The following is a 26,061-nucleotide window of genomic DNA, read 5'->3' on the forward strand; positions in this document are numbered from 1 at the left end:
GTATTTTGCGACGACCTGTCCGTCGCTTTTTGACCGACAAACAGACGCGCGGATGGTAGATCGGGGCATGACGACCATCCTGCAAACCTCCATCCCGTATGATCCGCTCAACCCGCGTGCCCTTACCCGGCATCCAGCCCACCAGTATGGACAATTGGCTGCTGCGCGACGACGCGTTTGCAGCTCAGATGCAACGGCGAGAGGCCTTACTGGCCAATCACCGGTCTGATGTGTTGGCCCTGGACCCGGAAGCAGAACCGGCAGCGCAGGAGCTGTTGGAGCTGGTCCTGACCCACGCCTACGGTGGTGTTGCGGATCAGGTGACGCGACCGGACGGGCAGACGGTTTTAATAGATCGTTCCCGGCCCTTGGATACCTTGTGCAAACTGGTGCAGGAGGACCTGTGCATTCTGCAAAAACGTGGAGATGAACATGTTCTGACCGGCGCCATATTGTGTTTTCCAGCCAGTTGGAGCTTGTCCGAGAAATTTCTGCGACCGTTGATCGACATTCATAATCCGGTCGACAGCTATGACATAAATATCGCGCGGCGCGTGCAGCGTCTGTTTGACGGGATACAGCCGGGCCGACCGCTGTGGCGGTTCAACGCGCTGACCTATGAGGACGCTGAACTGTTCCAACCGCGCAGTGCCAATGCGCCACGCAGAGAAAGAAACGCGCAGACCGCACCGTATCTGCGCAGTGAACGGCAGACATTGTTACGGTTGCCTGAAACACGGGCGGTGATATTCTCGATCCACACCTATGTTCTTGAGTTGGAGCACCTGCCAAAAATGGAAAACCCCGCCTGATGGCGGGGCCTCCAAGGAGGGTCTTTCTAATTTGTGCTACATGCCTAGCACATTAGCAACACCGGCGAATGCCCCGCTTGTGCTGAGAGCGGAAATTGCGACGGTGTAGGCAAGTACCTGAGTGTTCAGGCGAAAATCTTCGCCCTTGATCAGGTTAACAGCGGCCATAGAGGCCGCGATCGGAACTGACACACTGGCCACGGCACCCGTCAATCCCCAACTTGTCAGTCGCAGGATGTCACTGGGTTGCTCGTGATCGAGGGGGCGTGTGTCGCCGTCCCGATCAATAGGCTGCTCGATGGTTTCTGTCCGAAAAGCAATGCTGAGCAATTGCTCGTCCGACAACTGGATCGGCCGGGCTGCTGGTTTCAGCGCCTGTTTTTGTGGCTCATCCAGGCCTTCTTCTGCAGGAATGTCCATGCCCGCGAACGGGCCGGAAACTGCCTCGAATATCTGTCTTCTGTCCCTCTGTTTGGACGGGGTCAGTGTGCCAAACGCACTCATGAACTGTTCAATAGTCAGAACTGTGTTTGGCGATAGCCACTCCACACGTTGTGTCGCGCAGATATCGACCATCCGGTAAAGGATCACCACCATCATCAACTCTGAAACTTCGCTGTCGTCCAGCAAAGGCGAGACCGGAGAGATCGTGATCACCAGCCGGTTCTTCGGCAGGGTCACACTCGGGCGGTGGGCAGTTTTCAAACCTGCGGCCCGGTCCATACGTTCGAACCGCTCTGTGGTCTCGGGCACCTGAGTGTCCAGCGTGAGGCGCACCAGATACTGACTGGTCACGATGCTGGCCTCGTTGAGGCTTGTCAGAGTTTTGCGCTCGACCAGGTGACCATAGTCTTCAAGGGTCATCGCAACGATGGCACCAAAGCGCTCGATCGCGCCTTCTGTCTCGCCGTCGAATTGCAGACCGCCATGATAGCTGTGCTTCGGGTTCACCGCACTGTCCTTTGTCGCAAACTGTCTTGGGAAACAATTTACCGGGCGATATGGGACAGATTTAGGCAAAAATGGAAAAAAATGAAAAAAACGCAGGATTGATTACGCTATGGAAACCAAGGCATTTTGAGGGCCATTTAATCTCTGTGGCAACAATGTGGCCGGATTGGGTTCGGCAATTGCAATGCCGTCAACCGGCTTACCCATCGATTCGTGCAGCCATAATGGCAATGGATTGCTGATAGACCGAGGCGGCGTTCCACTGCTGAATCACCGCGAAATTTGGTTGCCCCGGTTGATAACCCCGACCCGGTTTCCATCCTTTCTTACGCAGAAAATTGGCGGTTGAGGCCAGCGAGTCGGTCATGTTGTAGAAATCAACCCGACCATCACCGGTGGCATCGACCCCATAGGTCAGAGCATTGCCGGGCAGGAATTGCGTGTGCCCAAGTTCGCCATGTTTTGCCCCTTTTGTACCTGTCGTAATGCTGCCTTGATCAACCAGTTTCAAGGCTCCGATGGCGTGGGGAACAAAGAACTTGGATCGTCGACAATCATAGGCAAGTGTTGTGATTGCGGAAACGATCTGACTGTCTCCCATGAAATTCCCAAACCCTGTTTCCATGCCGTGAATGGCAATCAGAACACCAGAGGGGACGCCATACTGACGTTCAAGCGCGGCATAGAATTGCGGATTGCGTGCCTTGCGCTTGCGCCCCTGTGCCACGATGGTATCGGCCCCCCGCACCCGCATGAATTTGTCCAGCGAGTACTTAAAGCTCTTCTGATTTCGGTCCGCGGCAATGGTGCGGGTGGCGTATTGCGATTGCGCCAAGGCCTGCAACCCCTTCTTTTTGACGCCCGCCTTTCGGGCTTGTTTGGCAAAGCTTGATTTCCACGATTCAAATCCAGCACCGGTGTTGCCGCATGATGCAGACAAAGCAGGAGAGGCAAGCAACAGGGCAATGGCGAAAACTAAACGAAGCATGGCGGGCAATCCGATCCGATCAAAATCCACGCTCAGCGTAACCGCAGCGAGGGTATTGGCAAAGAGGTTAGTACAAGTCCAATTCACCGCTTTTCTTGAGATGTTCGAACCATTCCTCGGGAGTGGATTTGATCCTCGCGTGTTTCACCATCATCGCATTCATATTGGGCAGCTGCGACGAGTCCGGCCAGTCGCCGGGCTGCCACAGATGGGATCGCATCACGCACTTTGGGCAATGGGCAAAGACGGTTTCGACGTGGATCAAAAGCGCCAGCTTAGGCGGGTGATTATTCACGGTCATTGTTGCCAGCAGGTTCGGATCAGCAGAGATTCGGGCGGTGCCACGAATGCGCAGCGTCTCCATTTTTCCGGGAACAAAGAAAATTACGCTGACCCGTGGGTCCTTGAGGACATTGTGGAAGGTGTCCACGCGCTTGTTGCCCGGGCGGTCGGGGATCGCAAACATAGTGTCCGAGAGGATTTGAACAAACCCGGCTGGATCACCGCGCGGCGAGATGTCCAGATGCCCGTCAGGATTGGCCGAGGCAATTAGGCAGAAAGACGAGATGGCAATAAAGTCCCGACACATCTGATCTAGGGCGGACAGTTCTTTGTCGATAATCTGGGGCAGGGGGACTCCAGCTATTTTCTCCAATTCCTCGGCCGAGTTCACAAAGTCGGTGTAACTCGAGAAGGAGTTATCTGATGACATGAGTTCTCTCCTAACTGGGTAGCCAGAGTGTGAAAGATCATGCCAAACGAAACAAGGGCGCCCGAACGGACGCCCTTGCCTTTGAAGAGTCGCGCCTAGATCAGCAGCTGTAGTACATGCCGTACTCAACCGGGTGCGGGGTGTGTTCGTAAGTTTCGACCTCTTCCATCTTCAGCGCGATATAGCCGTCGATCTGGTCTTTGGTGAACACGTCGCCCTGCAGCAGGAAGTCGTGATCCGATGCCAGCGCTTCCAGTGCTTCGCGCAGGCTGCCGCAGACGGTCGGGATGTCGGCCAGTTCTTCGGCGGGCAGATCGTACAGGTTTTTGTCCATGGCTTCGCCCGGATCGATCTTGTTCTTGATGCCGTCCAGGCCGGCCATCAGCAGCGCAGCAAAGCACAGGTAAGGGTTCGCCGCCGGGTCAGGGAAGCGGGCCTCAACGCGTTTGGCTTTCGGGCTTTCGGTCCACGGAATACGGACACAACCCGAACGGTTGCGGGCCGAGTAGGCGCGCAGAACAGGGGCCTCGAAGCCCGGGATCAGACGCTTGTAGCTATTGGTCGCGGGGTTGGTGAAGGCGTTCAGGGTCTTGGCGTGCTTCAGGACACCACCAATGAAAAACAGCGCCTCGTCCGACAGATCAGCGTATTTGTCGCCTGCAAACAGCGGTTTGCCGTCTTTCCAAATCGACATGTTCACGTGCATGCCGGTGCCGTTGTCGCCTGCGATCGGCTTCGGCATGAACGTAGCCGATTTCCCGTAGGCGTGTGCGACATTGTGGATGACGTACTTGTATTTCTGAAGCTCGTCGGCCTGTTTGGTCAGGCTGTCAAAGATCAGACCCAGTTCGTGCTGGCAGGACGCAACTTCGTGGTGATGCTTGTCGACCTTCATGCCCAGACGTTTCATGGTCGACAGCATTTCCGAGCGCAGATCCTGTGCTTCGTCAACGGGGTTTACCGGAAAGTAGCCACCTTTGACGCCGGGACGATGGCCCATATTGCCCATCTCGTATTCGGTGTCGGTGTTCCAGGACGCGTCTGTTGCATCAACTTCATAGGACACCTTGTTGATGCTGTTGGAAAAACGAACATCGTCAAACAGGAAGAATTCCGCTTCGGGGCCCATATAGGCGACGTCACCGATGCCGGACGCTTTCAAGTAGGCTTCGGCTTTCTGCGCGGTGCCGCGCGGGTCACGCTCATAAGCTTCGCCCGTGTCGGGCTCCACGACCGAGCAGTGCACACAGATCGTTTTTTCCGCATAGAACGGATCGACATAGGCGCTTTCGGTGTCGACCATCAGCTTCATGTCCGATGCTTCGATCGACTTCCAGCCTGCGATGGACGATCCGTCGAACATAAAGCCCTCTTCGAGGAAGTCCTCGTCGACCTGATCGGACATCAGGGTCACGTGTTGCAGCTTGCCGCGCGGGTCGGTGAAACGGACGTCGACATATTCGGCGCCTTCGTCCTTGATCAGCTGAAGAACTGCGTCCTTGCTCATTCTCTTATTCCTCTGAATTGAAGATTTGGTCTTGTTACAGTGCGTCCGAGCCGGTCTCGCCGGTGCGGATGCGAATAGCTTGTTCAACGGGCGAGACAAAAATTTTGCCGTCGCCGATCTTGTCTGTCTTGGCGGCGGAAACGATGGCCTCGATGGCGGCATCGACCTGATCGTCATCCAGGACGACCTCGACCTTCACCTTGGGCAGAAAGTCGACCACGTATTCCGCCCCGCGATAGAGTTCGGTGTGGCCTTTTTGACGGCCAAAACCCTTGACCTCGATCACGCTGAGGCCCTGGACGCCGACGTCCTGCAATGCCTCTTTCACTTCGTCCAGTTTGAACGGCTTGATGATCGCTTCGATCTTCTTCATCCCGGGCTCCCTTTAATGCTTGTCAGGATGGCACTGACCACGTCTAAGTTCGGTCAGCAATCTGATTGCGAAATTGGCGGTGTGCAGGTGCAAAGAATATAGGCGGGGGTCTAAATTTTGACCATTTTGCACAAAAAATAATCAGAATTGAATCGCTGAAGGACTTGAGATGACGGAATTGCTGACAGCGGCGCAGATGCGGGCCATCGAACAGGCAGCGATTAAGTCCGGTCAGGTGACAGGATTGGAGCTGATGGAGCGCGCAGGTCGCGGCGTCGTCGAGGCGATTTTCGAGGAGTGGCCGGAGCTGGCAAAATTCTCTGGCAAAGCTGTGATTTTGTGCGGGCCGGGGAACAATGGTGGTGATGGGTTCGTCGTTGCGCGGCTGTTGAAAGAGCGGGGCTGGGAGGTGGACGTCTTAGTGTTGGGAAGGCCCGAGAAGCTGCCACCCGATGCCCTTACAAATTACGAGCGATGGTGCACGCTTGATGAAAGCTCGGTTACTGAAATGAGTAGACTGGCCGATGCGCGCATTTCAGGCACGTGCCAGCTTTTTGAAGCGGACATCGTCGTGGATGCGCTGTTTGGTACTGGTCTTACGCGTCCCCTTGGTTGGGCACATAATGAAGTTTGGGAAGCCTTTGATCTGGATACGGGGGCTATCAACCGAATGGTGGCGATAGACGTTCCGTCTGGGCTTTGTGCAGATAGTGGTCGGGTTCTCAGTGAGTTGGAGCGGACCGAGGATAGAGACCCGCATCGCGTCACCGCATCGGAGATTCCGTTCCACGCAACTCAAGCCGAGTTAACTGTGACGTTTCATCGTGCAAAAACTGGGCACCTATTGTCGGATTTTGCAAATACATGCGGCAAATTGGTGATTAAAGATATTGGGTTAGGGTCAAACTGCGCCAGTTGGAAAAATGAGTTTGTCACCGCTGGGTCTGTATCAGCCGATCACTTGGCCAAAAGTCCCGGGGCCAACAAGTTTTCTCATGGCCACGCGCTGATCCTATCAGGAGCGCCCGGCAAAACCGGTGCCGCACGGCTGGCGGCGCGGGGGGCTTTGCGTATCGGGGCGGGGTTGGTGACGCTGGGTGTACCGCCTGCGGCGCAGTTGGAAGTGGCCGCGCAAGTCACAGCCATCATGTTGCAGCGGGTCGATGGTGCTGAGGCGCTTTCGGATATTTTGCGCGATGAGCGGATGAATGCGCTTTGCTTCGGCCCTGGATTGGGGCTCGAGCGTGCACGCGCGCTGGCACCTGTGGCACTGGCGGCAGGGCGACCGACAGTGCTGGACGCGGACGGGCTGACAGCCTTTGCTGATGATCCTTCAGTTTTGTTTGGTATGTTGCATGAGGGTTGCGTTCTTACCCCGCACGGAGGGGAGTTCGCACGGCTGTTCCCGGACATTGCTGCGAAGTTGAACGCGATCCCGACCAAAGGCCCGGCTTTTTCCAAGGTGGACGCAACGCGCGAGGCCGCGGAACGGGCAGGGTGCGTGGTTCTGTTCAAGGGACCAGACACAGTGATTGCCGCGCCAGATGAGCGGTGTTCTATCAGCTCGGCTTTCTATGACCGTTCCGCCCCGTGGTTGGCGACAGCCGGGTCAGGCGATGTTTTGGCGGGGTTTATCACTGGATTGCTGGCGCGCGGGTTTGATGCCATGGCAGCCGCTGAAACGGCGGCATGGCTGCATGTGGAATGCGCGCTTACGTTTGGGCCGGGTTTGATTGCCGAAGATCTTCCCGAGCAGCTACCTAAAGTTCTAAAAGAACTGAATATTTGATTGCTTGAGCGGCTTTTGGCCGACGAGACCGGCTTTCGGCTGTAAATGGCCGACGGCCTTGCCGCCAAGTCAAAGCGAATGTTTGCCAGACACATAACCAGCCGTCAGAATTTTCCAAGAGCATGTCTCTGGCCGCAGGGAAGCTGCGGATAACAATTTGAAAATAATCGGATTAATTCCGGCCATTCAAAGCCTGAGTGGCGATTGTGTAATAGCTTGACACTATGGGCGAAGCCTCTGAACCCTCAGCCATCTGAGCGTAATCCGGAGGTACCTGAAACCGGAATTTCAAGGTGAGTGAGATGACCCAGAACTTAAAACTGTCTTCGATAGCTGCAATACTGACCGCGACGACGGCAATTCCAGCCGCGGCTGAGCTTAAGTACGAAAACAACAGTGGCGGCTACGTCCTGTTCTACGGCCAACTAAACCCGGCAATTGTCTCGGTAGATGATGGTGAAGAAACAGAAACCCGTTTGCTGGACAACGACTTGTCCAACAGCCGGGTGGGGCTGCGCCTGATGCAACCTTACGGCAGCAATGAGTTCATGTTCCGGTTTGAAACCGGTCTGGGTCTTCCAAGCACCGGAACCGCCAACCAGAATGGCACCAATACCAATGGCTGGACCCGCGAAGACATCCGCCATGTCGATTTCTCGTTGAAAGGCGGATACGGTAAATTCTCGGCGGGGCAGGGCAGCATGGCATCTGACGGGGCTGCGGAAGTGGATCTGTCTTATGTGGGAACTGCGCTTTATTCGTTTACAAACGATGAAAACGGCGCGTTTTTCTACCGCGATCCTAACGGGATGTTGAGCACCATCACTGTTGGCGACTCGTCCAGCAACTTTGACGGCGCACGCCGCGGACGTATCCGATACGATACGGCGGATTTCAACGGGTTCTCGGCCGCCATTGCCTATGGTCAGAACATATTGTCCAGCAGTGATGATGACGACTATTACGATATCGCGGTTTCCTACAAAAATACCTTTGCCGGCGGCGTTGAGTTCGCGGCCTCTGTCGCCTACGCCGTGCGCGACTTTGATGGCAGCTCGGGCGAACGGAAAGATACCATTGGGTCTGCTTCGGTTCTGTTGCCCAGCGGGTTCAGCTTTACTGCCGCACTGGGGTCGCGTGATGATACGGCGGCGGGGGCCAGTGATCCGAATTACTGGTACACGAAACTGGCCTATGAAGGGGATTGGGTGTCCTGGGGCAAAACCGGCGTCGGTGTCGACTATTTCGACGGGTCGGATTTCGAAAATGACGGTTCAAGCACCAAATCCTGGGGTATCGCTGTCGTCCAGCGCTTTGACAGTATCAACACAGATGCCTACCTGAAATACCGCAACCACGACTTCGACGACACAGTCGATTTTGACCAGAACGAAGCCTGGGTTTTAGGCGCGCGCTGGAGATTCTGATCCAGCCCCGTAAAACAAACGGCGCCTCGGTTCTGTCCGGGGCGTTTTTTTGTCCAAATAGGCGGCAAAACAAGGCTGATCCGGGCTTTGCCCCCTTGCACGCAGGCGGCTGGGCAAATAGAAGGCGTCAAATTTGCCCGGCGCGCCGTTTTGCGCGCCCCGAATCCTATGGGGACTACCATAATGCAGGTTACCGAGACGCTGAACGAAGGTTTGAAACGCGGCTACAATATCGTCGTATCCGCAGCTGAGCTGGACGACAAAGTTAACGAGAAACTGGTCGAAGCGCAGCCTGAAGTCGAGATGAAAGGTTTCCGCAAAGGTAAGGTGCCGATGGCCCTGCTGAAAAAGCAGTTTGGCCAACGCCTGATGGGCGAAGCGATGCAGGAGAGCATTGACGGCGCCATGAACCAGCATTTCGAGGACAGCGGTGAGCGTCCTGCGCTGCAGCCCGAGGTCAAAATGACCAACGAGGACTGGAAAGAAGGTGACGACGTTGAGGTCGCTATGTCCTACGAGGCCCTGCCGGAGATCCCCGAGGTTGACCTGAAATCGGTCGAGTTGGAAAAGCTGGTTGTCAAAGCTGACGACGCAGCCATCGAAGAGGCACTGACTAACCTGGCCGAAACCGCGCAAGACTTTAAGGCGCGCCGCAAGGGGTCTAAAGCCAAGGATGGCGATCAGGTTGTGATCGACTTCGTTGGTAAAGTGGACGGAGAAGAATTCGAAGGTGGCTCGGCCGAAGACTATCCGCTGGTGCTGGGCTCCAACAGCTTTATCCCTGGCTTTGAAGAGCAACTGGTTGGCGTGAAAGCCGAAGAAGAAAAAGACGTCAGCGTTGCCTTCCCTGAGGAATACGGCGCCGAGCATTTGGCTGGTAAAGATGCTGTGTTCACGTGCACAGTGAAAGAAGTAAAAGAGCCAGTTGCCGCTGAAATCAACGACGAGCTGGCCACCAAGTTTGGTGCCGAAGACCTGGCGGCTCTGAAAGGTCAAATTGCCGAGCGTCTGGAAGCGGAGTACTCGGGTGCCTCGCGTGCCGTCATGAAGCGGGCCCTGCTGGACGCTCTGGACGAGAAAGTATCGTTCGACCTGCCGCCGTCGCTGGTTGAGGCCGAAGCCAAGCAAATCGCCCACCAGCTGTGGCACGAGGAAAACCCGGACGTGGAAGGTCACGACCACCCCGAGATCGAGCCTACTGATGAGCACAACAAACTGGCCGAGCGCCGCGTGCGTTTGGGCCTGCTGCTGGCTGAACTGGGCCAGAAGGCCGAGGTTGAAGTAACCGATGCCGAGATGACCCAGGCGATCATGAACCAGGCGCGACAGTACCCGGGTCAGGAGCGTCAGTTCTTTGAATTCGTGCAGCAGAACGCTCAGATGCAGCAGCAGCTGCGTGCGCCGCTGTTCGAAGACAAGGTCATCGATTACGTGTTTGAGCTGGCTCAGGTTGCAGACAAAGACGTCAGCAAAGACGATCTGCAGAAAGCCGTTGAGGCACTGGAAGAGGAGTAACCCTCTTCCGCCCATCCCCATATGGGCACAAAAAGAACGGAGCCGTCTAAAAAAGACGGCTCCGTGTGGGTGGCTTTGTGCTTATGAGGTGAGGGGGTCAGGCCTCATTAGCAAAAGCGCGGGGGGTTCGTAGCAGAGCAGTCTTCTGCTCGGGCGTAAACCGGTCCGAAAGCGTTTCGATCAGTCTGAGAACCGCATCTACTTCGTCTTTCGTCGTTGCCGAATTCATCTGTTCGACAAAGTATTTCTCTAACCGGTTAAGCGGCTGGTGGTCGAAATTCGCCACGCCCGGCTTTTCCTGCACCTTGGTGCGGGCACAGAGTTCCAGCGCCTCTTCATCGCTGAGGAAGACATCATGTTCGATGCTCGCATAGTCCCGGATGCCCGAGATGCGTTCGTCTGAACAATCCATCAGCGCCGCCATTGCCACCACTTTACCCATTGGCTTGGCCGTGCCGAGATAGTCATAGGGGGCATTCCCTGACCGTTGCAGGACGCGGTTCATGACCGGGTCGATTACTGCAATAGAGTCGAGCACGCCGGCTGCTTTGGCGTATTCGAATGATCCGATCATGACCTCGCTGGTCACGTAGGACACCGAGTTTTCACCTCGTCCACGCCCCAGTTTCTTGGTGTCCACGCAAAAGCGCGTTGCTTCCCAAACCTGTGAGCTGCGGATCGGCGCATCGCCGTCCAGAATTGAATGAAAGACGTCGGACAACATATGTGGCCCTGTGGTTTGCAGTAGTCTCATGCACCCAACGACGTCCCCCGAGTTGTTGATGCTGACTACATGTGCAGGATGCAGGTCGTCAAAGTGGTCGCGTTCGCGCCCATCCTTGATATTCACGTCCCAACCCAAGCGGTCGCCGAAAACGCGCGCGCGCAGTTTGAACATCTCATCCAGTACGTCTTTGAACTTATCTTGGTTGATACCATCAATTACGATGATCATTTCCATCCCCCTACAGTCTTGTTACCGTAAAGTTGAGGTTAACCAAGATATTGCCTTAGACTATTGGGGGTATCCCGTAGAAAACGGGTTTTTTTCATTAACCAGGGGCAATTAGGCCAAATCCTATGGCCCGTCCAATGGCTTGCGCTGTGGTCAAAGCGCCCAATTTTTCACGGCCCGACCGCATGTGCACTTCGACCGTGCGGTGGGATATCGACAAAATGTCACCAATATCTTGCTGTGATTTGCCCTCGGCTACCCATTGCAGGATCTCTTTTTCGCGTGTGGAAAGCGAGGGAAGATACAAAGCTTTGGCAAGAACGCCCGATTGCATAACAGTGTCATGCGCATGAACGGCCGCCATTTGCAAGTCGCCCATCACGTGCTTTTTCATCTTTTCCCACTCAGCGTCTGAACAATCGCGTGTAACGTTGAGCAGACCACATTCTCCGTACGGACCACGGACCGGAACGGTTAACCCACGAGGGGTAATGCCAAAATCATTGGCGTCGCGGAATACGGCGTTGAATTTCTCGTCGTGATTGAAGCGACCCCAATCGACCGGAGCAATGCTGAGAACAGATTGATAGATAGTTGGATCGAAGTGGTGGAAGCCGTGGCTGCCATAGTGAATTTTCCACTCGTCGGGATAATTTGCATATCCCTGCACGTCACCCTTCATAGGGTTCAATGTGGCATAAGACGCATAGTCGAAGCCAAGCTCGTCGCAGACAGAGTTTATTATGTCAGCCGTCGACCTTTCCTCGTGATCGAGCGCGGCCAAGTCTATGAGTTTCACTTGTCCAACCCTTGTCCGGCTATTCTTCTCCCCAAAGAAAAGCCAAATCTGTCCATGTATCCTATACGCTGCGTCATTTTCCGTGCTTTGTGCAAGCCATTTGTGCAAGGGACACATGCAAAATGCGTATTTCGTGCAACATGGTCGCCCAATGGTGCTTTTTCAATACATAGCTCAAGAAGATCCAATCTCGACCGTTTTCGCATCGGTGCTTAATTTGGCCTCAGCCCGGTCTCGACCAACATTCCGCGGGCTTTTGCTTCGGGGTAGTAGCCCTTGGCGTATAGGAATATCGCGCGTTGCTGATCACCGTCGGATAACAACCAGGCGCCACGAAGGTACTTTCCTGCAAACTCTAGATTCGTGTCTGCGTCTAGCAGGCCCTGCGAGTTGCCAGAGTATCCCATCGACCTGGCGGTGGCGGGCAGGATTTGCAACAGGCCGTAATATGGGCGGTTTACGGCCCAAGGGCGATGGGTACTTTCCCGAATTGCCAGTTTATGAACAAGCTCGCGCGGCAGTTCGTAATGATCCGCCCATGTGTTGATCGACGCGCGCAGCTCGGGCGTTTCGTTGGGGTATAGCGGGGGATCGAACGCGGCCTGGCTAGAAACATCAGGGCCACCGCACGCGGCGAGAGGGGCAACAAGCAACATGGCAAGAACGCCGCGGCGCAAGAGATTGGTCATCTTTGAACTCCGAATTTCAGATCGCGATGATATGGGTTGGTGATCTGGCCGCAAGCGTAGGAATGAATTTTGGCTGAATTTTGCCCGTTTAGCGTGTGCACAAAAAAAAGGCCGCACAAAATGTGCGGCCTCTTGGATTTTACTTCAGCCGGATCAGGCTTTGGCTTCGTCTTCTTCAGCCGGAGCTTCTTCGGCAACCAGATCGTCGTCTTCCGAAGCAGCAGACCCGATGTCGTCGAACAGTTCGGCGATTTCGAATTCAGCGGCTGCTTCTTCTTCGGCGGCCAGTTCCTGGATTGATTTACCCGACGCCTGCAGTTCCGCTTCTTCTTGCGAACGGGCGACGTTCATATTGATCTTTACCTCGACCTCGGGGTGCAGTTTGACTGCGACCGAGTGCAGACCCAGATCTTTGATCGGTGCGATCAGGATGACCTGTTTCTTGTCGACGGTAAAACCAGCCTCGGTTGCGGCGTCTGCGGCGTCACGCGGGGTGACCGAACCATACAGAGCGCCGGCATCCGATGCCGAGCGAATCACGATGAACTGCTGTCCATCCAGCTTTTCAGCCAGCGCTTCAGCTTCTTGCTTGGTTTCCAGGTTGCGGGCCTCAAGCTGTGCTTTCTGGGCTTCGAACGAGGCGATATTGGCCTCGGACGCGCTCAGCGCTTTGCCTTGGGGCAGCAGGAAGTTGCGGGCAAATCCAGGCTTAACGTCAACGACGTCGCCCATTTGGCCCAGTTTCGCAACGCGTTCCAGAAGGATAACTTGCATATCAGTCTCTCCTTACTTCACAGCGTAGGGCAGCAGGGCGAGGAAGCGGGCGCGCTTGATAGCACGGGCCAGTTCACGCTGCTTTTTTGCCGAAACGGCGGTGATGCGCGAGGGAACGATCTTGCCACGCTCAGAGATGTAGCGCTGCAGCAGACGGGTGTCTTTATAGTCGATCTTCGGCGCGTTATCGCCCGAGAACGGGCAGACCTTGCGGCGGCGGAAAAATGGTTTTGCGGCCATGGTTTATGTCCTTTCGTCAGGCGTTGATCAGCGGCGCTCGCGGCGGCCTTCGCGCTCGTCGCGCTTCTGCATCTGGACCGAAGGGCCCTCGTTGTGCTCGTCGACCTTGATGGTCAGAACGCGCATAACATCGTCATGCAGGCGCATCAGGCGCTCCATTTCCTGAACGGCGCCAGCGGGGGCGTCGGTCTTCAGGTAGGAATAGTGACCCTTGCGGTTCTTGTTGATCTTGTAGGCCATCGTCTTGACGCCCCAATACTCGCTGTCGATGACGTTGCCGCCATTGTCAGCCAGAACGGTGCCGAAATGTTCGACGAGGCTTTCTGCCTGCGCGTTGGACAAATCCTGACGCGCGATCATTACATGCTCATACAGCGGCATGTGCACTCCTGTTTCTATCAAGGCGCATTTCATAGGCGGGGCCAGGTTTCCTTCGCGACCCTGCCACGAGAGGCTGCGCGATTCATACGATTAGCGAAGGATGGCCCCATATACACGTTTGCACAGCAGGGGCAAGGCCTGCCACAGATGCCCTTGTGAAGTCGTGCTATTTCCACTGCGTCGCCCAATTCCTGACTCTTTTCGGCTCAAAGTTGTTTTGCATACCGGGGACTAACCGGACTGACCGACCCCAGACGGCAACCTGAGAACAGGGTGAAAGAAATGACGGCGATTAACACGAATTCCTTCGAACGGTCCGCGACCAACGCGAACTTTGAAAAGTCAGTACCAGTTTTGATCGCCTTTGCGCCGAACTGGAAGGTCAGAATGGTTCTGTCTCGCGTGGTTGGCGCGTTTCTGATCGTCATAGCCTTTTCAATGTGGATCATGCAGGGCTCCGCCATGTCAGCCGAGGTTTGGCCGATCAAACTTGCAGCATCTATGATGTTCCTGATGGTTGGGGTCAGCCTGTTGACTGTCCAACTGCTGGATGCCCGCCCAGACGCTTACTTCGATCCGATCCGCCGCGAAGTGCGCGTTCTGCAAAAGAATGAAAACGGACGTCCTCAGACCGTTCTGCGCCGTAGCTATGACACTTTGGGTGGTGCTCGATTTGCGGACAACGAGGTCGAATTGTTTGACGTCGACGGCAGCCTGCTGATGAAGCTGCCACTACAATCGGCGGATGTCAGCCGAGCGCTCAAGGGTCAGTTGAGCGGAAGTGTAACAATCTTCGCCTGATTTTTATTCTGTTCATATAGGAACAGAAGTTGTTAGCGAATATAGGTTGTGTGCCGCCCTTGGGCGGCACATTTTCGTTACCGAGCAACCCAAACGGTTTGCATCCACAAAAATTGCGGAGATTGTCATGAAATCCACCCTTCTTGCAGCTGTTCTGGCCGTTTCGGCCACATCGGCATTCGCCAGTGCCGAGAAGTACGTTCTGGACCCCAGCCACAGCCAGGTCGTTTTCAACTATAACCACCTTGGTTTTTCAACTACCTACGGCATGTTCTCGGGCTTTGAGGGCGAGATCATGTTCGACCAGGAAAACCCTGCTGCCTCAAGCGTTAACGTTTCCATGCCTGTTGTTGAGATGTTTACTGGCTGGAAGCCGCGCGAAGATCACTTTATGACCGAGGATTTTTTCGGCGTGGCCGAAGGCGATATGATCACCTTTGCTTCGACCGGTATCGAAGTCACCGGTGAGAACACCGCAAACATCACCGGCGACCTGACCATGAACGGTGTCACCAAGTCGGTTGTTCTGGACGCGAAGCTGAACCAGGTGGGTGAACACCCGATGGCTGGCAAGCCTTGGGCCGGCTTCGACGCGACGACCACTGTGGTACGCAGCGAGTTTGATCTGGGTCAGTTCGCACCGTTCGTCGGGGACGAAGTCGAAATTCACATTTCGGTGGAAGCTCAGAAAGCTGAATAATTCGGTTTCAGTAGTTTGAAACATAACCGCCGGGGCATTGATCCCCCGGCGGTTTTTTTATTCTGCGCGTTTGGCAGTCAAGTCGATTGAGACAATGACCGTAAAGCCCAGTGACTCTTCGGTGGGTTGCGATGTGCCTACGTCGAAATCCATTCGGTTCAACTCCAACTGGCCCGACATGACAGCGGTGTCGTCCTGTAGGGCGAGCGTAAATGGCAGCACCATATCTACGGATTTGTCACGAATGGTCAGAGTGCCGCGCGCCTCATAGCCTGCATCGGTCTTGAATAATTCGGCCTTGAATTGAGCGGTTGGGAACTGGGCACTGTTGAAGAAATCGGCACCCATGGCCTGATCGGTGACTGTTCCCAGGCTTAGTGATGTGATGGCGATGGTGACATCCGCCGATCCGGCAAGTCCGGGCTCGGGCGGGTCTTCAAATGCAATTGCTGCGGTCCAGTCGGCAAAGCTGCCGGTCACGGGGCTGCCCAATTGCGAAATTGTGATCGACAGCGACCCTTCCTGCACCTGCCAGTCCGACTGCACTTCGGTCAGCTCAGTGGTATCGGTTGCGGGTGTGGAATGGTCGGAAAAGACACCAATTGACCAGCCGCCGACCAAAATGGCGCACCAAACCATCAGCGCGGCAAACGCGGGAACCAGCGAATGGTGCTGCTGGGGCGGCTGAGGCGCGTCAGACTGACCGGGCAGCATTCGGCGCAAGGTGCTGTCCTTGTCTATGACGTGGTGCTTGAGCGCTCCGGCGATATGCAGGGCAAGGGATCCGGCCAGAACCCAGATGAACAGCCAATGCAGACCCGCGGTTACCTCTGCCAGAAAGACGGATTTCGGAACAAAGGGAAGGTCTTGTCCAAAGGGCCACAGGATTGGCGCAAACCCTTCGGCGGCAGCGTGGTGTACCCAGCCTGTCAACGGCACCAGTACAAGCGCGGCATACAGCATCCAATGAACGGTTTCGGCAGCAAAGGTCTCGGGTTTGTTCTCAGCATTCAAAAGCCCGGGTTTTGTTTGACTCACCGCCCACAGAATACGCGCCAGGGCGACAAAGAACACGGTCACCCCCACGGTTTTGTGGATCGAGAACAGGAGGGCTGCGCGCGCGATATCCGCTTCGGTAGTGGGGATTGCAGGGTCGTAGATCTCATGGGCCAGATCATTGGCGATCCAGCCCAGTGGCAATACGGTGAATATCAACAGCGCCGTCAGCCAGTGAAAGGTCTTGGTTACAGTGCCGTAGCTGGAGAAAGTGTTGGTCGTTGGCATCGAGCGCTCCGGGCTGGGTTGGGTGCGATCAACCTATAGCCATGGCGCAGGGACTCAATAGCGACATATGCACAGCATAGGTGCCAGAGTGCAGAGGTCAGGCAACGCTTGTGCCGCGCCCGCACACGGTTTACACCCCGCTGCAACCTAACGTCATCCAAGAGGTTGCAATGACACGCGCATTTGTTTTCCCGGGGCAGGGCGCCCAGACCATCGGCATGGGCAAAGCTCTGGCCGAGGCATATCCCGCCGCACAGGCCGTTTTCGATGAGGTGGACGCCGCGCTGGGCGAAAAGCTGAGCAGCCTGATCTGGGACGGCGATATCGCGGAACTGACCCTGACCCAGAACGCACAGCCGGCCCTGATGGCAACGTCGATCGCTGCAATGCGTGCGCTTGAGGCTGAAGGGGTTTCAGTGACAGATGCGGCGTTTGTGGCTGGCCACTCTCTTGGAGAGTACTCGGCGCTGGCTGCGGCCGGGGCGTTGACGATTGCCGACACCGCTCACCTGTTGCGGACGCGTGGGCAAGCTATGCAAAGCGCGGTGCCTGTGGGCGAAGGTGCGATGGCAGCCATTCTGGGTCTGGATCTTGAAGCTGTGCGTTCCGTTGCCGAAGCTGCCGCGCAGGGCGAGGTCTGTCAGGCTGCAAATGACAACGATCCGACGCAGGTTGTGGTATCCGGTGCAAAGGCAGCAGTCGAGCGTGCCGCCGAGATCGCCAAGGAAAAAGGCGCAAAACGTGCGGTGATGCTGCCGGTCAGCGCCCCTTTCCATTGCGCGCTGATGCAGCCTGCTGCGGATGTGATGGCCGAAGCCCTGGTAAGCGTTGAAATCAAAGCTCCGGCTGTGCCTCTGATTGCCAATGTGCGGGCCGAAGCGGTCACGGACCCGGACCTGATCCGCCAACTGCTGGTCGAACAGGTTACCGGATCCGTGCGCTGGCGTGAAAGCGTGCAATACATCGCAGCGCAAGGCGTGACAGAAACGTGGGAGATCGGGGCCGGGAAGGCTCTGACCGGGATGATCCGCAAAATCGACCGTGCGATTGCAGGCAAAGCTGTTGGCACACCCGATGACGTGCAGAATGTGACACAGGCCGAATCGTAGAATACACGCGCGCCGCAAGAGACGCGCCAAGAGGGAAATCGAATGTTTGATTTGACAGGTAAGACCGCATTGATCACCGGCGCATCCGGTGGCATCGGCGGTGAGATCGCGCGTGTTCTGCACGGTGCGGGGGCAACGGTTGGGTTGTCGGGCACAAGGGTTGAGCCGCTGCAGACACTGGCCGCTGAACTGGGTGAACGGGCGCATGTCCTGCCGTGTAACCTCAGCGATGCCGAGTCCGTGGCTGCCCTGCCGAAACAGGCCGCCGAGGTGATGGGTTCGGTTGACATTCTGGTCAACAACGCGGGCATCACCCGCGATAACCTGTTCATGCGCATGTCGGATGAAGAATGGCAAAGCGTGATTGACGTCAATCTGACCTCGACCGCGATGCTGTGCAAAGGTGTGTTGCGCGGCATGATGAAGGCGCGCTGGGGGCGGATCATCAACATCTCGTCCGTTGTGGGTGCCACCGGCAATCCTGGTCAGGCCAACTATGCCGCGTCCAAGGCGGGTATGATCGGCATGACCAAATCGCTGGCCTATGAAGTCGCCAGTCGCGGCATCACGGCCAACGCGGTTGCGCCCGGATTCATCACCACGGCCATGACCGACAAGCTGACTGATGATCAGAAGTCCGGCATTTTGCAGCAAGTGCCCGCCGGACGTATGGGTGATGCAGCGGAAATTGCGTCGGCAGTTTTGTACCTTGCCAGTACCGAAGCCGGATATGTTACCGGAACCACCTTGCATGTGAACGGTGGTATGGCCATGTTGTGAGCGCGGATCGAGGCGGGCGCGAAAGCGTTTGCCTTGGGCGTTGTCTGTGCTATAGGCGGCGCATGAATGCAGGGGTCGACCAAAAAGGTCGGCCTTCTACTTTCCCGGTAATCGGGGACCTAAACCGCCCAGACCGGGCAAATCAAAGCCAGCCTGAGCGGGCAAGGGCTGAACCGGGCACTATGCCCTGAAATGGAATGAGGAATAGACATGAGCGACGTCGCAGATCGCGTTAAAAAGATCGTTGTTGAGCACCTGGGTGTTGAAGAAGACAAAGTGACGGAAAACGCGTCCTTCATCGACGATCTGGGCGCAGACAGCCTGGACACTGTTGAGCTGGTAATGGCCTTCGAAGAAGAGTTCGGCATCGAGATTCCGGATGACGCAGCCGAAACCATCCAGACCTTTGGCGACGCCGTCAAATTCATCTCTGAAGCGTCCTAAACGCTGAGAGATCGTCAAAAAGCGGCGCTTCCGGGCAACGGAGGCGCCGTTTTTTTATAATTGTTTACAATTCAGGCTTGTCAGGCCGCCCTTTCGTTCGCAACGTTTCGCCTGAGGCGCAATATTTCAGAGCGGGCAGGGCATGATACGATCCACCCCAATGATAAACACGGCACGCTTGACGCTCTGCGCCATGCGACCCGAGGATTTCAACCGGTTCGCCGAGATTTGGCGGAACCCTTGCATCGTGCGGCATGTCGGTGGGCAACCACGGTCGCGGGGCGAAGCATGGGATTCTTTTCTGCGGAATGCAGGGCACTGGCAAATGGCCGGATTCGGGCAATGGGCAGTTGTCCAGCAATCGAATCGGCAGATGATCGGTCAGTCCGGATTTTTCTATGCAAACCGGGAAATGGGCGAAGACTTTGACAACTTCCCCGAGGCGGGCTGGATACTTGTGCCAGAAGCGCAAGGACAGGGGTTGGGCCTGGAAGCGGCTCAGGCTGCGCATGAGTGGTTTGACCGAATTATGCCTGGCCCGTTGGTCGCGATGATCGACGCCACTAACGTAACCTCGCAAAAACTGGCGGAAAAACTTGGTTATGTCTCGATGCGTGAATGCGACTACAGAGACACCCCAGTTCATCTGTTCAAAAGAAACGGGCCGCCGGCGCGCAACTGATACGCAGAATTGCGCCGATGCCGCAAAACGTCCGTAGTTTGCCGATACTGGTAAAAGCCAAGGTCATCTTGGTGTGTATGTTATAGTGGATTTGAAAGCGATTGAGCGGAGGAACAGGCTCATGAGGATTTACCCCACTATGGAACTGCAGAACGGCCGGTGCGTGACACTGGACAAGGGCCGTTTGGACGATGCCATGATTTGGCACGTGAATCCCGTTGAAACAGCGCGCAGCTGGGCCGCTGAAGGTGCGGAATGGATGCACCTGACCGACTTCGATGCTATCGAAGGGCGCGACACAAACGCTGAACTGGTCGAAGAGATCATTCGCTCGGCCGAGATCCCTGTCCAGCTGGCTGGTGGTATGCGCACGCGTGAACAGGTTGAGCACTGGATCGGCAAGGGCGCAGGGCGGATTGTAATCGGCACTTTGGCGGCGTGGGATCCGAACCTAGTGAAAGAGCTGGCCAAGTTGTACCCGGATCAAATCGTTCTGGCGGTGGATGTTTGGCAAGGCCAGGTCATGACTGAAGGCTGGCGCAGTCAAAGTGCGTTTACACCCGATGCGTTTATCGAAGCGTTTGCTGGCACCCCATTTGCAGCGATTCTTGTCACTGATATCGACAGTGATGTTGAAGATGTTGAGGCTCAGCTGGGGCTGATTTCCGGCCTGGCCGAGAAATCCCGCACACCAGTGATTGCCAGCGGCGTTGTGCGCACCGTCGATGATATCTCACGCTTGGCGTATATTCACAACATATCCGGAGCAATTGTCGGACGCGCGCTTTTCCGCAAGTCTCTGATGCTGGGCGATGTTCTTGAAGTGGCCAAAACGGCCCGGGAACCTGTGGCGCAGTTCCAGTAAACTATAGGGAAAGCAAAAAAGCCGCCTCTCGCCGGTTCGTGCAAGGGGCGGTTTTTCTTTTCTGTCGGCATCTCGTTGCGTTGGCCCGAAATTGCCATCACTGGCGGGTTGATGCCGGAACACTGTACACCGTTGCTCTTGCCCCCGGACCCCGGGCCGGGGTATGAGCGGTTCTCATAACAGGAAGCAGGCAAGAGGCACTTCATGCGCAGAGTCGTTGTAACTGGTCTGGGATTGGTCACTCCTTTAGCCAGCGGGGTCGAGGAATCTTGGTCGCGGCTGTTGGACGGGGAATCCGGTGCAGGTCCGATCACTCAGTTCGATGCAGAGGCAAGCGGGGTCACCACGACCTATGCCTGCGAGGTCCCGCGCGGAGACGGGACCAATGGGACATTTAACCCCGACGATTGGTTGCCGCCAAAAGAGCAGCGCAAGATCGAAGATTTTATTCTGTATTCCATCGCGGCGGCCGACATGGCCTGTCAGGATGCGGATTGGCTGCCCGAGGACGAAGAGGCGCGCCTGCGTACTGGTGTTCTGATTGGTTCGGGGATTGGTGGCCTTGGGTCCATTGCCGAAACGGCCAACCTGATCCGCGACAAAGGTCCACGCAGGGTGTCCCCGTTCTTTATTCCCGGGGCGCTGATCAACCTGGCGTCCGGTCAGGTTTCGATCCGTCACGGGTTCAAGGGGCCGAACCACTCGGTTGTAACTGCGTGTTCGACCGGGGCGCACGCCATTGGTGACGCCAGCCGGATTATCCGTGCGGGCGATGCGGATGTGATGGTTGCAGGCGGCGGCGAAGGCTGCATCTGTGAAATTGGTATTGCGGGCTTTAACGCCTGCAAGGCGCTGTCGACCAAGTATGCCGACAACCCCAAAGCGGCCAGCCGTCCCTATGATCAGGATCGCGACGGGTTTGTCATGGGCGAAGGCTCTGGCATTGTGGTTCTGGAAGAATACGAGCACGCCAAAGCACGGGGTGCGAAGATCTATGCCGAGGTTCTGGGCTATGGCATGTCCGGTGATGCCTATCACATCACCGCGCCGTCCGAGGATGGCGACGGTGCCGAACGCTCAATGCGGGCCGCGCTGCGCAGCGCCGGGCTGGAGCCTACGGATCTGGATTACATCAATGCTCACGGCACCTCGACCATGGCGGACACGATTGAGCTGGGTGCGGTAGAACGCCTGCTGGGTGACCATGCCAGCAGTGCCACCATGACCTCGACCAAATCGGCGACGGGTCACCTTTTGGGGGCTGCCGGTGCGATTGAGGCGATCTTCTCGATCCTCGCGATCCGTGATCAGGTTGCGCCACCGACTATCAATCTGGACAACCCAGCCGTTGAAACCCCAATTGACCTTGCCCCGAATGCCAAGCGCGAGCGTGAGATCAACGTGGCGCTGTCGAACTCGTTCGGGTTTGGCGGCACCAACGCCAGCGTGATTTTCGGAAAGGTCAGCTAGATGTGGCGGGCTCTTGCGTCAAATGCGCTGACCGTTTTGGTGGTCGGTTTGTTTATGGTGGGTGGCCTTATCCTGTGGGGTCAGTCGCGTTACAAAGATGCGGGCCCGCTGGAAACCGCCATTTGTCTGCAGGTCATCGGCGGCTCAAACATGGGGGACGTCAGTCGCGAGCTTGAAGATCAGGGGGCTATCAGCAGCGCGATGATCTTCAGGATGGCGGCGGATTACACGGACAAAGCCGCGCAACTGAAAGCAGGCAGTTTTCTGGTCCGCGAGGGTGCTTCGATGGAACACATAATCGACGAGATCACCAGCAGCGGTGCCAGCACTTGCGGATCCGAGATCGAATACCGCATTGGCGTCACACGAATTCAGACCCGGGTGCGGGAACTGGACCCGGCGACACTGGATTTCGTTGAAATCGCCAGCTTCGATGCTGCCGAGGACGAAGCCCCTGCCACTTATACCGAAAAGCGGGAGGATGCAGATACACGGTACCGTGTCTCAGTGGCCGAAGGCGTGACCTCGTGGCAGGTGGCCGAAGCGTTGAAGGGCATTGATGCATTGACGGGTGAGGTGAGCGCAATCCCGACCGAAGGCATGTTGGCCCCCGACAGCTATGATCTGACAGCAGGCGATGATCGCAATGCGGTCCTGCAAAAGATGCAGGACAGACAGCAGCTGCGGATCAACGCGGTTTGGGAAAGCCGTCAGGACGGTCTGCCGATCAACAGCCCAGAAGAGATGTTGATCCTCGCCTCGATCATAGAAAAGGAAACCGGTGTCCCGCAAGAGCGTGGCCAGGTTGCCAGCGTCTTTGTGAACCGGCTGGAGCAGGGCATGAAGCTGCAAACGGACCCGACGGTGATCTATGGTGTCACCAAAGGTCAGGGCACTTTGGGGCGTGGCCTGCGCCGGAGTGAGCTGCGCCGGGCAACGCCCTGGAATACCTATGTGATTGACGGTTTGCCGCCGACACCGATTGCCAACCCTGGTCTCGCCAGTCTTGAGGCAGCAGTTGCTCCGGAACAGACAGATTATGTCTTCTTTGTTGCTGATGGCACCGGAGGGCACGCATTTGCCGAAACGCTGCAAGAGCACAACCGCAACGTAGCCAAATGGCGCGAGATTGAAGCCGAGCGTCAGAGCTCGGGCAACTAAAGAGAAACGAGCTGCCTTTTGGGCAGCTCGCTGAACTCACACCTTACGCAGCAGGACGCCGACGTGGGCGACGCCGCTTTGACGGTGCCGGCTTTGAACCTGTGTTGGCCCCATGTGACTTGGAGCCGCGTCCCCGGAAGCCGCCACGTTTGCTGGGCTTCTTCGCCTCGGCGAATTCCGGCATCTTGCCGCTGGCGACCGGTATTTCGATCTTCATCACTTTCTGGATCTGGAGCAGTTGGTCCAGCTCATCAGGCGCGCAAAAGGCGATGGCTTCACCGTCACGACCGGCACGCGCAGTACGACCGATGCGGTGGACATAGTTGTCAGGCACATCAGGCAGATCGTAGTTGACCACATAGGCGACGCCCGGGATATCAATCCCCCGTGCGGCCACGTCCGTGGCAACCAGAACGTTGATTTCCCCAGCCCGGAACGCCTTGATGGCCCTGTCGCGCTGACCTTGGCTTTTGTTGCCGTGGATCGAGGCCGCGTTGAAGCCATCAGCCACAAGGCCTTTCATCAGCTTTTCGGCACCATGTTTCGTGCGTGCAAAGACTAGTGTCAGAGCGTCCAGATCCCGAGACAGAATTTCGCGCAGCTTCTTTGGCTTTTCAGGTTTGCTGACGAAGTGCACCGATTGCGTGACTTTGTCAGCCGCTTTACCCGGAGGCGAGACCTGAACCCGCTGTGGGTTGGTCAGATAGGCTTGGCTTAGTTCTTCCATTTGTTTCGGCATCGTGGCTGAAAACAGCATAGTCTGACGCGGGGTGCCCAGTTGCGGTGCGATTTTGCGAAGGGCGTGAATAAAGCCCATATCCAGCATCTGATCCGCCTCATCCAGCACAAGATGCCGAACCGAGCTAAGGTCAACGGCGCGGCGCTCCATCAGGTCGATAAGACGACCCGGAGTGGCGACGAGAATGTCGGTGCCACGTGCCAGGAACGAGATTTGCCTGCTGATGGACTGCCCGCCGACAACGGTTGCGACGCGCAGTTTTGTGGTTTTCGTCAGATTGCGCAGGCTGTCGGCGATCTGGTTAACCAGTTCGCGGGTCGGCGCCAGGATCAGTGCCTTGGCCATCTTCGGGGCCGGTTTGCCGGGCTGAGCTAAAAGGTGATCGATCAGCGGCAGGCCAAAAGCTAAAGTCTTGCCTGTGCCGGTTTGAGCCAGGCCAAGAATATCGTGGCCTTTCATGGCCAGCGGGATCGCTTGGTTCTGGATCGGGGTGGGTTGCGTAAACTTGGCGCTTTTTAGCGCGTCATTCAGAGCCGGGGCAAGGCCCAGCATGTCGAAGTCGAACAAATAACATTCCTTTGTAATCCGCGCTGACAGATCAGCGCGGACAAGAGAGACTGGTCACGCGAAGAGCGCGACCGGGCAGGGGCTTTGCAAGGCCTCGGGACGCACAGGCGAATCCTGCAGTGTCTGGCCATCGCATCAAGAACCCTGCGTGAATGGGAACCGGAGAAAAGTTTTGCGCTGTGGGGGCCGAACAGAGGCCACCGATGCTCACGCTTCAGCGCTGTCTTGTGGGGCACATGAAGGTTTGGGGAAGAAATGTCAAGTCGAGGGTCAGCTCGGCACGCGCTTTAGTATCACAGCCCGCATCCGATCAATTGTTCTACGCACCTCTGGAAGACTGCGGTCATCCTGATGTGTGACAAGCCACTGGTCGTGTGAGAGTTCGGGAATGATGTTGCCGACTTGGGTCAGCTCTGGGAATTTCTCACCAATAAATGTGGGTAGCAAAGCATGCCCTACGCCAGAAAGAGCTAAGTCCAGGCTGTCCCGCGGTGACTTGACTTCACACACCGCATCGGCGCCGGTTCTTTTGTCCAACCACCGTGCAGATGGCGTGTCCGCCAGCACTTTGATCCATTGCTCGGGGGCATTAGAAGTTCCGTACGGAGCGAACTGCACCTGATTCAGCTTTTGGCCAGCTAGCCCGTCTTCAGTGGGTCGTCGGTTTCGGAACCCAATCACGATCTGACGCTGAAGAATGCTCAAGTCCTGCTCGCTAGACAGGAACCTTAGACGGATGTCAGGTGGTTCGCCGACAATTTCTCGAAGGTGAAAGAGCAACAAATGTGTTGTCCAGGTTCCAGCCGACACTTTGACCAGAGGTTTTTGCGTCTGGGAGGTCGATGCCAATACCCGTAATATCTGTGGTTCAATCGAAGAAAGGTCTGAAAGCAAACGCTCGCCGTCGCGCGTTAATTCATACCCTCTGTCGTGTCGATGAAAGAGATCACACCCTAAAGCGCGTTCTATGGCTAACATGCGCCGACCCAATGTAGCAGCACTGCTACCTGTTGCGCGGGCCGCTGCAGACAGCCCACCCTCACGCGCTACAGCAAGGAAAAGGCGGAGGTCATCCCAATTTCCATTCTTTTCAAAAATGAAATGAACCCATCAATACGTTTCGTTTCCTGATCGAATTTTGACTGTTAGACCGGTCGTAGTCAATTGGATTTGCGCTGTACACCGTCAACAGGCAGCCATTTTTCGATAGGAAAAAAGATGGGTTCCAAGCCTTGCAGTTCTAACAACCCCGATACTCCGTTCCCCAAAGCAAAGAGGTCGAAAGCTCTTTGCGAAGAGGGTGAATTTATGGAAGAGCATGGCGGGATCGGGGCGAGAATAACTTTCCTGATTGTGGAAGGTGTTGCCGAGATCGTTTCCTTTCCTTTGAGGGTTCTAAGGATGCGGAGGTTGCATATTCGTACAAGGCGCTTTCATTTGAGGAAGGATTTCGAGTAGTGCACGGCCCAAAGTGTAAAAAATAAGCGACTTTACAGTGCGTTGGATGTTGCACTGCTGTTGCGCGAAATCTTGACTTTGCGCGCTTA

Annotated in this window: 27 protein-coding genes; 13 read left to right on the forward strand and 14 right to left on the reverse strand. The window is 56.2% G+C overall.

Annotated elements, in window-relative coordinates; all coding sequences use genetic code 11:
* The first annotated feature begins 98 nt into the window (after positions 1 to 98).
* Entirely contained in the window at positions 99 to 812 is a 714-nt protein-coding gene (locus tag SJY13_RS01650) for a heme-dependent oxidative N-demethylase family protein (protein WP_377186890.1), read from the forward strand.
* A 36-nt stretch (positions 813 to 848) separates the two neighbouring features.
* Here the strand turns inward: SJY13_RS01650 and SJY13_RS01655 are convergent, their stop codons facing one another.
* The 5 genes from SJY13_RS01655 to SJY13_RS01675 all read right to left on the reverse strand — a co-directional run bounded on the left by SJY13_RS01655 (position 849) and on the right by SJY13_RS01675 (position 5,343).
* Positions 849 to 1,763: a hypothetical protein gene (locus SJY13_RS01655; protein ID WP_377186893.1), complete on the reverse strand. Its 915-nt coding sequence runs from the start codon at positions 1,761 to 1,763 to the stop codon at positions 849 to 851.
* 199 nt (positions 1,764 to 1,962) lie between these two features.
* A complete protein-coding gene (locus SJY13_RS01660; RefSeq protein WP_377186896.1) occupies positions 1,963 to 2,751 on the reverse strand; it encodes a lytic murein transglycosylase in 789 nt (262 codons plus the stop codon).
* Between the two features lie 67 nt (positions 2,752 to 2,818).
* A complete protein-coding gene (locus tag SJY13_RS01665) occupies positions 2,819 to 3,463 on the reverse strand; it encodes an MSMEG_1061 family FMN-dependent PPOX-type flavoprotein (protein WP_377186899.1) in 645 nt (214 codons plus the stop codon).
* Positions 3,464 to 3,563: 100 nt separating this feature from the next.
* A complete protein-coding gene (gene glnA / locus SJY13_RS01670; RefSeq protein WP_085820889.1) occupies positions 3,564 to 4,970 on the reverse strand; it encodes a type I glutamate--ammonia ligase in 1,407 nt (468 codons plus the stop codon).
* 34 nt (positions 4,971 to 5,004) lie between these two features.
* Complete coding sequence (locus tag SJY13_RS01675) at positions 5,005 to 5,343, reverse strand: P-II family nitrogen regulator (RefSeq protein ID WP_050602105.1); 339 nt, start codon at positions 5,341 to 5,343, stop codon at positions 5,005 to 5,007.
* A 169-nt stretch (positions 5,344 to 5,512) separates the two neighbouring features.
* Between SJY13_RS01675 and SJY13_RS01680 the strand changes: the two genes are divergently transcribed.
* The 3 genes from SJY13_RS01680 (at position 5,513) to tig (ending at position 10,074) form a co-directional block, all read left to right on the forward strand.
* Positions 5,513 to 7,132, forward strand: coding sequence for an NAD(P)H-hydrate dehydratase (locus SJY13_RS01680; protein WP_377186904.1), 1,620 nt, complete (start codon positions 5,513 to 5,515; stop codon positions 7,130 to 7,132).
* Between the two features lie 302 nt (positions 7,133 to 7,434).
* Positions 7,435 to 8,559: a porin gene (locus tag SJY13_RS01685; protein WP_377186907.1), complete on the forward strand. Its 1,125-nt coding sequence runs from the start codon at positions 7,435 to 7,437 to the stop codon at positions 8,557 to 8,559.
* A gap of 183 nt (positions 8,560 to 8,742) precedes the next feature.
* Positions 8,743 to 10,074: a trigger factor gene (tig, locus tag SJY13_RS01690; RefSeq protein ID WP_085820886.1), complete on the forward strand. Its 1,332-nt coding sequence runs from the start codon at positions 8,743 to 8,745 to the stop codon at positions 10,072 to 10,074.
* Positions 10,075 to 10,171: 97 nt separating this feature from the next.
* On the opposite strand, the gene SJY13_RS01695 is transcribed toward tig, so the two are convergent.
* From SJY13_RS01695 to rpsF, 6 genes are all read right to left on the reverse strand, one after another.
* Positions 10,172 to 11,029 carry an acyl-homoserine-lactone synthase gene (locus SJY13_RS01695; protein ID WP_377186911.1) on the reverse strand — a complete coding sequence of 286 codons (858 nt, stop codon included), beginning with the start codon at positions 11,027 to 11,029 and terminating at the stop codon, positions 10,172 to 10,174.
* A gap of 97 nt (positions 11,030 to 11,126) precedes the next feature.
* A complete protein-coding gene (locus tag SJY13_RS01700; RefSeq protein WP_085821084.1) occupies positions 11,127 to 11,828 on the reverse strand; it encodes a helix-turn-helix transcriptional regulator in 702 nt (233 codons plus the stop codon).
* 212 nt (positions 11,829 to 12,040) lie between these two features.
* Entirely contained in the window at positions 12,041 to 12,517 is a 477-nt protein-coding gene (locus SJY13_RS01705; protein ID WP_085820885.1) for a lytic transglycosylase domain-containing protein, read from the reverse strand.
* A 153-nt stretch (positions 12,518 to 12,670) separates the two neighbouring features.
* Complete coding sequence (gene rplI, locus SJY13_RS01710) at positions 12,671 to 13,291, reverse strand: 50S ribosomal protein L9 (protein WP_085820884.1); 621 nt, start codon at positions 13,289 to 13,291, stop codon at positions 12,671 to 12,673.
* A gap of 12 nt (positions 13,292 to 13,303) precedes the next feature.
* Positions 13,304 to 13,531, reverse strand: coding sequence for a 30S ribosomal protein S18 (gene rpsR, locus SJY13_RS01715; protein WP_005982441.1), 228 nt, complete (start codon positions 13,529 to 13,531; stop codon positions 13,304 to 13,306).
* A 27-nt stretch (positions 13,532 to 13,558) separates the two neighbouring features.
* The gene (gene rpsF / locus SJY13_RS01720; RefSeq protein ID WP_085820883.1) at positions 13,559 to 13,912 is read right to left on the reverse strand and encodes a 30S ribosomal protein S6; all 354 of its coding nucleotides are present in this window, start codon (positions 13,910 to 13,912) and stop codon (positions 13,559 to 13,561) included.
* Between the two features lie 282 nt (positions 13,913 to 14,194).
* Here rpsF and SJY13_RS01725 point away from each other — a divergent pair, with 282 nt between their 5' ends.
* Both SJY13_RS01725 and SJY13_RS01730 read left to right on the forward strand, forming a co-directional pair.
* Positions 14,195 to 14,713: a hypothetical protein gene (locus SJY13_RS01725; protein ID WP_377186918.1), complete on the forward strand. Its 519-nt coding sequence runs from the start codon at positions 14,195 to 14,197 to the stop codon at positions 14,711 to 14,713.
* A gap of 127 nt (positions 14,714 to 14,840) precedes the next feature.
* A complete protein-coding gene (locus SJY13_RS01730; RefSeq protein ID WP_377186921.1) occupies positions 14,841 to 15,413 on the forward strand; it encodes a YceI family protein in 573 nt (190 codons plus the stop codon).
* A 57-nt stretch (positions 15,414 to 15,470) separates the two neighbouring features.
* Here SJY13_RS01730 and SJY13_RS01735 read toward each other — a convergent pair whose 3' ends face one another.
* Positions 15,471 to 16,697 carry a cytochrome b/b6 domain-containing protein gene (locus SJY13_RS01735; protein WP_377186924.1) on the reverse strand — a complete coding sequence of 409 codons (1,227 nt, stop codon included), beginning with the start codon at positions 16,695 to 16,697 and terminating at the stop codon, positions 15,471 to 15,473.
* A 170-nt stretch (positions 16,698 to 16,867) separates the two neighbouring features.
* Here SJY13_RS01735 and fabD point away from each other — a divergent pair, with 170 nt between their 5' ends.
* From fabD to mltG, 7 genes are all read left to right on the forward strand, one after another.
* Positions 16,868 to 17,806: an ACP S-malonyltransferase gene (fabD, locus tag SJY13_RS01740; RefSeq protein ID WP_377186927.1), complete on the forward strand. Its 939-nt coding sequence runs from the start codon at positions 16,868 to 16,870 to the stop codon at positions 17,804 to 17,806.
* A gap of 42 nt (positions 17,807 to 17,848) precedes the next feature.
* Positions 17,849 to 18,586, forward strand: coding sequence for a 3-oxoacyl-[acyl-carrier-protein] reductase (fabG, locus tag SJY13_RS01745; protein ID WP_085820881.1), 738 nt, complete (start codon positions 17,849 to 17,851; stop codon positions 18,584 to 18,586).
* Between the two features lie 210 nt (positions 18,587 to 18,796).
* Positions 18,797 to 19,030 (forward strand): acyl carrier protein, encoded by a 234-nt coding sequence (locus tag SJY13_RS01750; RefSeq protein ID WP_005982462.1) that lies wholly within the window; start codon positions 18,797 to 18,799, stop codon positions 19,028 to 19,030.
* Positions 19,031 to 19,172: 142 nt separating this feature from the next.
* Positions 19,173 to 19,712 carry a GNAT family N-acetyltransferase gene (locus SJY13_RS01755; RefSeq protein WP_085820880.1) on the forward strand — a complete coding sequence of 180 codons (540 nt, stop codon included), beginning with the start codon at positions 19,173 to 19,175 and terminating at the stop codon, positions 19,710 to 19,712.
* 121 nt (positions 19,713 to 19,833) lie between these two features.
* Positions 19,834 to 20,577: a 1-(5-phosphoribosyl)-5-[(5-phosphoribosylamino)methylideneamino]imidazole-4-carboxamide isomerase gene (locus tag SJY13_RS01760; protein WP_377186932.1), complete on the forward strand. Its 744-nt coding sequence runs from the start codon at positions 19,834 to 19,836 to the stop codon at positions 20,575 to 20,577.
* A gap of 204 nt (positions 20,578 to 20,781) precedes the next feature.
* Positions 20,782 to 22,047 carry a beta-ketoacyl-ACP synthase II gene (gene fabF / locus SJY13_RS01765; protein ID WP_085820878.1) on the forward strand — a complete coding sequence of 422 codons (1,266 nt, stop codon included), beginning with the start codon at positions 20,782 to 20,784 and terminating at the stop codon, positions 22,045 to 22,047.
* Positions 22,048 to 23,208 (forward strand): endolytic transglycosylase MltG, encoded by a 1,161-nt coding sequence (gene mltG / locus SJY13_RS01770; protein ID WP_085820877.1) that lies wholly within the window; start codon positions 22,048 to 22,050, stop codon positions 23,206 to 23,208.
* 43 nt (positions 23,209 to 23,251) lie between these two features.
* On the opposite strand, the gene SJY13_RS01775 is transcribed toward mltG, so the two are convergent.
* Together SJY13_RS01775 and SJY13_RS01780 are read right to left on the reverse strand one after the other, a co-directional pair.
* A complete protein-coding gene (locus SJY13_RS01775) occupies positions 23,252 to 24,514 on the reverse strand; it encodes a DEAD/DEAH box helicase (RefSeq protein WP_377186936.1) in 1,263 nt (420 codons plus the stop codon).
* A 270-nt stretch (positions 24,515 to 24,784) separates the two neighbouring features.
* On the reverse strand, positions 24,785 to 25,612 hold the full coding sequence (locus SJY13_RS01780) for a LysR family transcriptional regulator (RefSeq protein ID WP_377193529.1): 828 nt from the start codon (positions 25,610 to 25,612) through the stop codon (positions 24,785 to 24,787).
* Positions 25,613 to 26,061: the final 449 nt, after the last annotated feature.

Source organism: Ruegeria meonggei (assembly GCF_042768335.1).
Classification (GTDB): Bacteria; Pseudomonadota; Alphaproteobacteria; order Rhodobacterales; family Rhodobacteraceae; genus Ruegeria; species Ruegeria meonggei.

Excerpts from the sequence above, each read along its gene's own strand:
- SJY13_RS01695 (WP_377186911.1), bottom strand. The coding sequence starts at position 11,029 with ATGATCATCGTAATTGATGGTATCAACCAAGATAAGTTCAAAGACGTA.
- tig (WP_085820886.1), top strand. The coding sequence starts at position 8,743 with ATGCAGGTTACCGAGACGCTGAACGAAGGTTTGAAACGCGGCTACAAT.
- SJY13_RS01730 (WP_377186921.1), top strand. The coding sequence starts at position 14,841 with ATGAAATCCACCCTTCTTGCAGCTGTTCTGGCCGTTTCGGCCACATCG.
- SJY13_RS01755 (WP_085820880.1), top strand. The coding sequence starts at position 19,173 with ATGATACGATCCACCCCAATGATAAACACGGCACGCTTGACGCTCTGC.
- fabG (WP_085820881.1), top strand. The coding sequence starts at position 17,849 with ATGTTTGATTTGACAGGTAAGACCGCATTGATCACCGGCGCATCCGGT.
- SJY13_RS01665 (WP_377186899.1), bottom strand. The coding sequence starts at position 3,463 with ATGTCATCAGATAACTCCTTCTCGAGTTACACCGACTTTGTGAACTCG.
- rplI (WP_085820884.1), bottom strand. The coding sequence starts at position 13,291 with ATGCAAGTTATCCTTCTGGAACGCGTTGCGAAACTGGGCCAAATGGGC.
- SJY13_RS01750 (WP_005982462.1), top strand. The coding sequence starts at position 18,797 with ATGAGCGACGTCGCAGATCGCGTTAAAAAGATCGTTGTTGAGCACCTG.
- mltG (WP_085820877.1), top strand. The coding sequence starts at position 22,048 with ATGTGGCGGGCTCTTGCGTCAAATGCGCTGACCGTTTTGGTGGTCGGT.
- SJY13_RS01650 (WP_377186890.1), top strand. The coding sequence starts at position 99 with ATGATCCGCTCAACCCGCGTGCCCTTACCCGGCATCCAGCCCACCAGT.
- glnA (WP_085820889.1), bottom strand. The coding sequence starts at position 4,970 with ATGAGCAAGGACGCAGTTCTTCAGCTGATCAAGGACGAAGGCGCCGAA.
- SJY13_RS01675 (WP_050602105.1), bottom strand. The coding sequence starts at position 5,343 with ATGAAGAAGATCGAAGCGATCATCAAGCCGTTCAAACTGGACGAAGTG.
- fabF (WP_085820878.1), top strand. The coding sequence starts at position 20,782 with ATGCGCAGAGTCGTTGTAACTGGTCTGGGATTGGTCACTCCTTTAGCC.
- rpsF (WP_085820883.1), bottom strand. The coding sequence starts at position 13,912 with ATGCCGCTGTATGAGCATGTAATGATCGCGCGTCAGGATTTGTCCAAC.
- rpsR (WP_005982441.1), bottom strand. The coding sequence starts at position 13,531 with ATGGCCGCAAAACCATTTTTCCGCCGCCGCAAGGTCTGCCCGTTCTCG.
- SJY13_RS01660 (WP_377186896.1), bottom strand. The coding sequence starts at position 2,751 with ATGCTTCGTTTAGTTTTCGCCATTGCCCTGTTGCTTGCCTCTCCTGCT.
- fabD (WP_377186927.1), top strand. The coding sequence starts at position 16,868 with ATGACACGCGCATTTGTTTTCCCGGGGCAGGGCGCCCAGACCATCGGC.
- SJY13_RS01725 (WP_377186918.1), top strand. The coding sequence starts at position 14,195 with ATGACGGCGATTAACACGAATTCCTTCGAACGGTCCGCGACCAACGCG.
- SJY13_RS01685 (WP_377186907.1), top strand. The coding sequence starts at position 7,435 with ATGACCCAGAACTTAAAACTGTCTTCGATAGCTGCAATACTGACCGCG.
- SJY13_RS01680 (WP_377186904.1), top strand. The coding sequence starts at position 5,513 with ATGACGGAATTGCTGACAGCGGCGCAGATGCGGGCCATCGAACAGGCA.
- SJY13_RS01735 (WP_377186924.1), bottom strand. The coding sequence starts at position 16,697 with ATGCCAACGACCAACACTTTCTCCAGCTACGGCACTGTAACCAAGACC.
- SJY13_RS01760 (WP_377186932.1), top strand. The coding sequence starts at position 19,834 with ATGAGGATTTACCCCACTATGGAACTGCAGAACGGCCGGTGCGTGACA.
- SJY13_RS01705 (WP_085820885.1), bottom strand. The coding sequence starts at position 12,517 with ATGACCAATCTCTTGCGCCGCGGCGTTCTTGCCATGTTGCTTGTTGCC.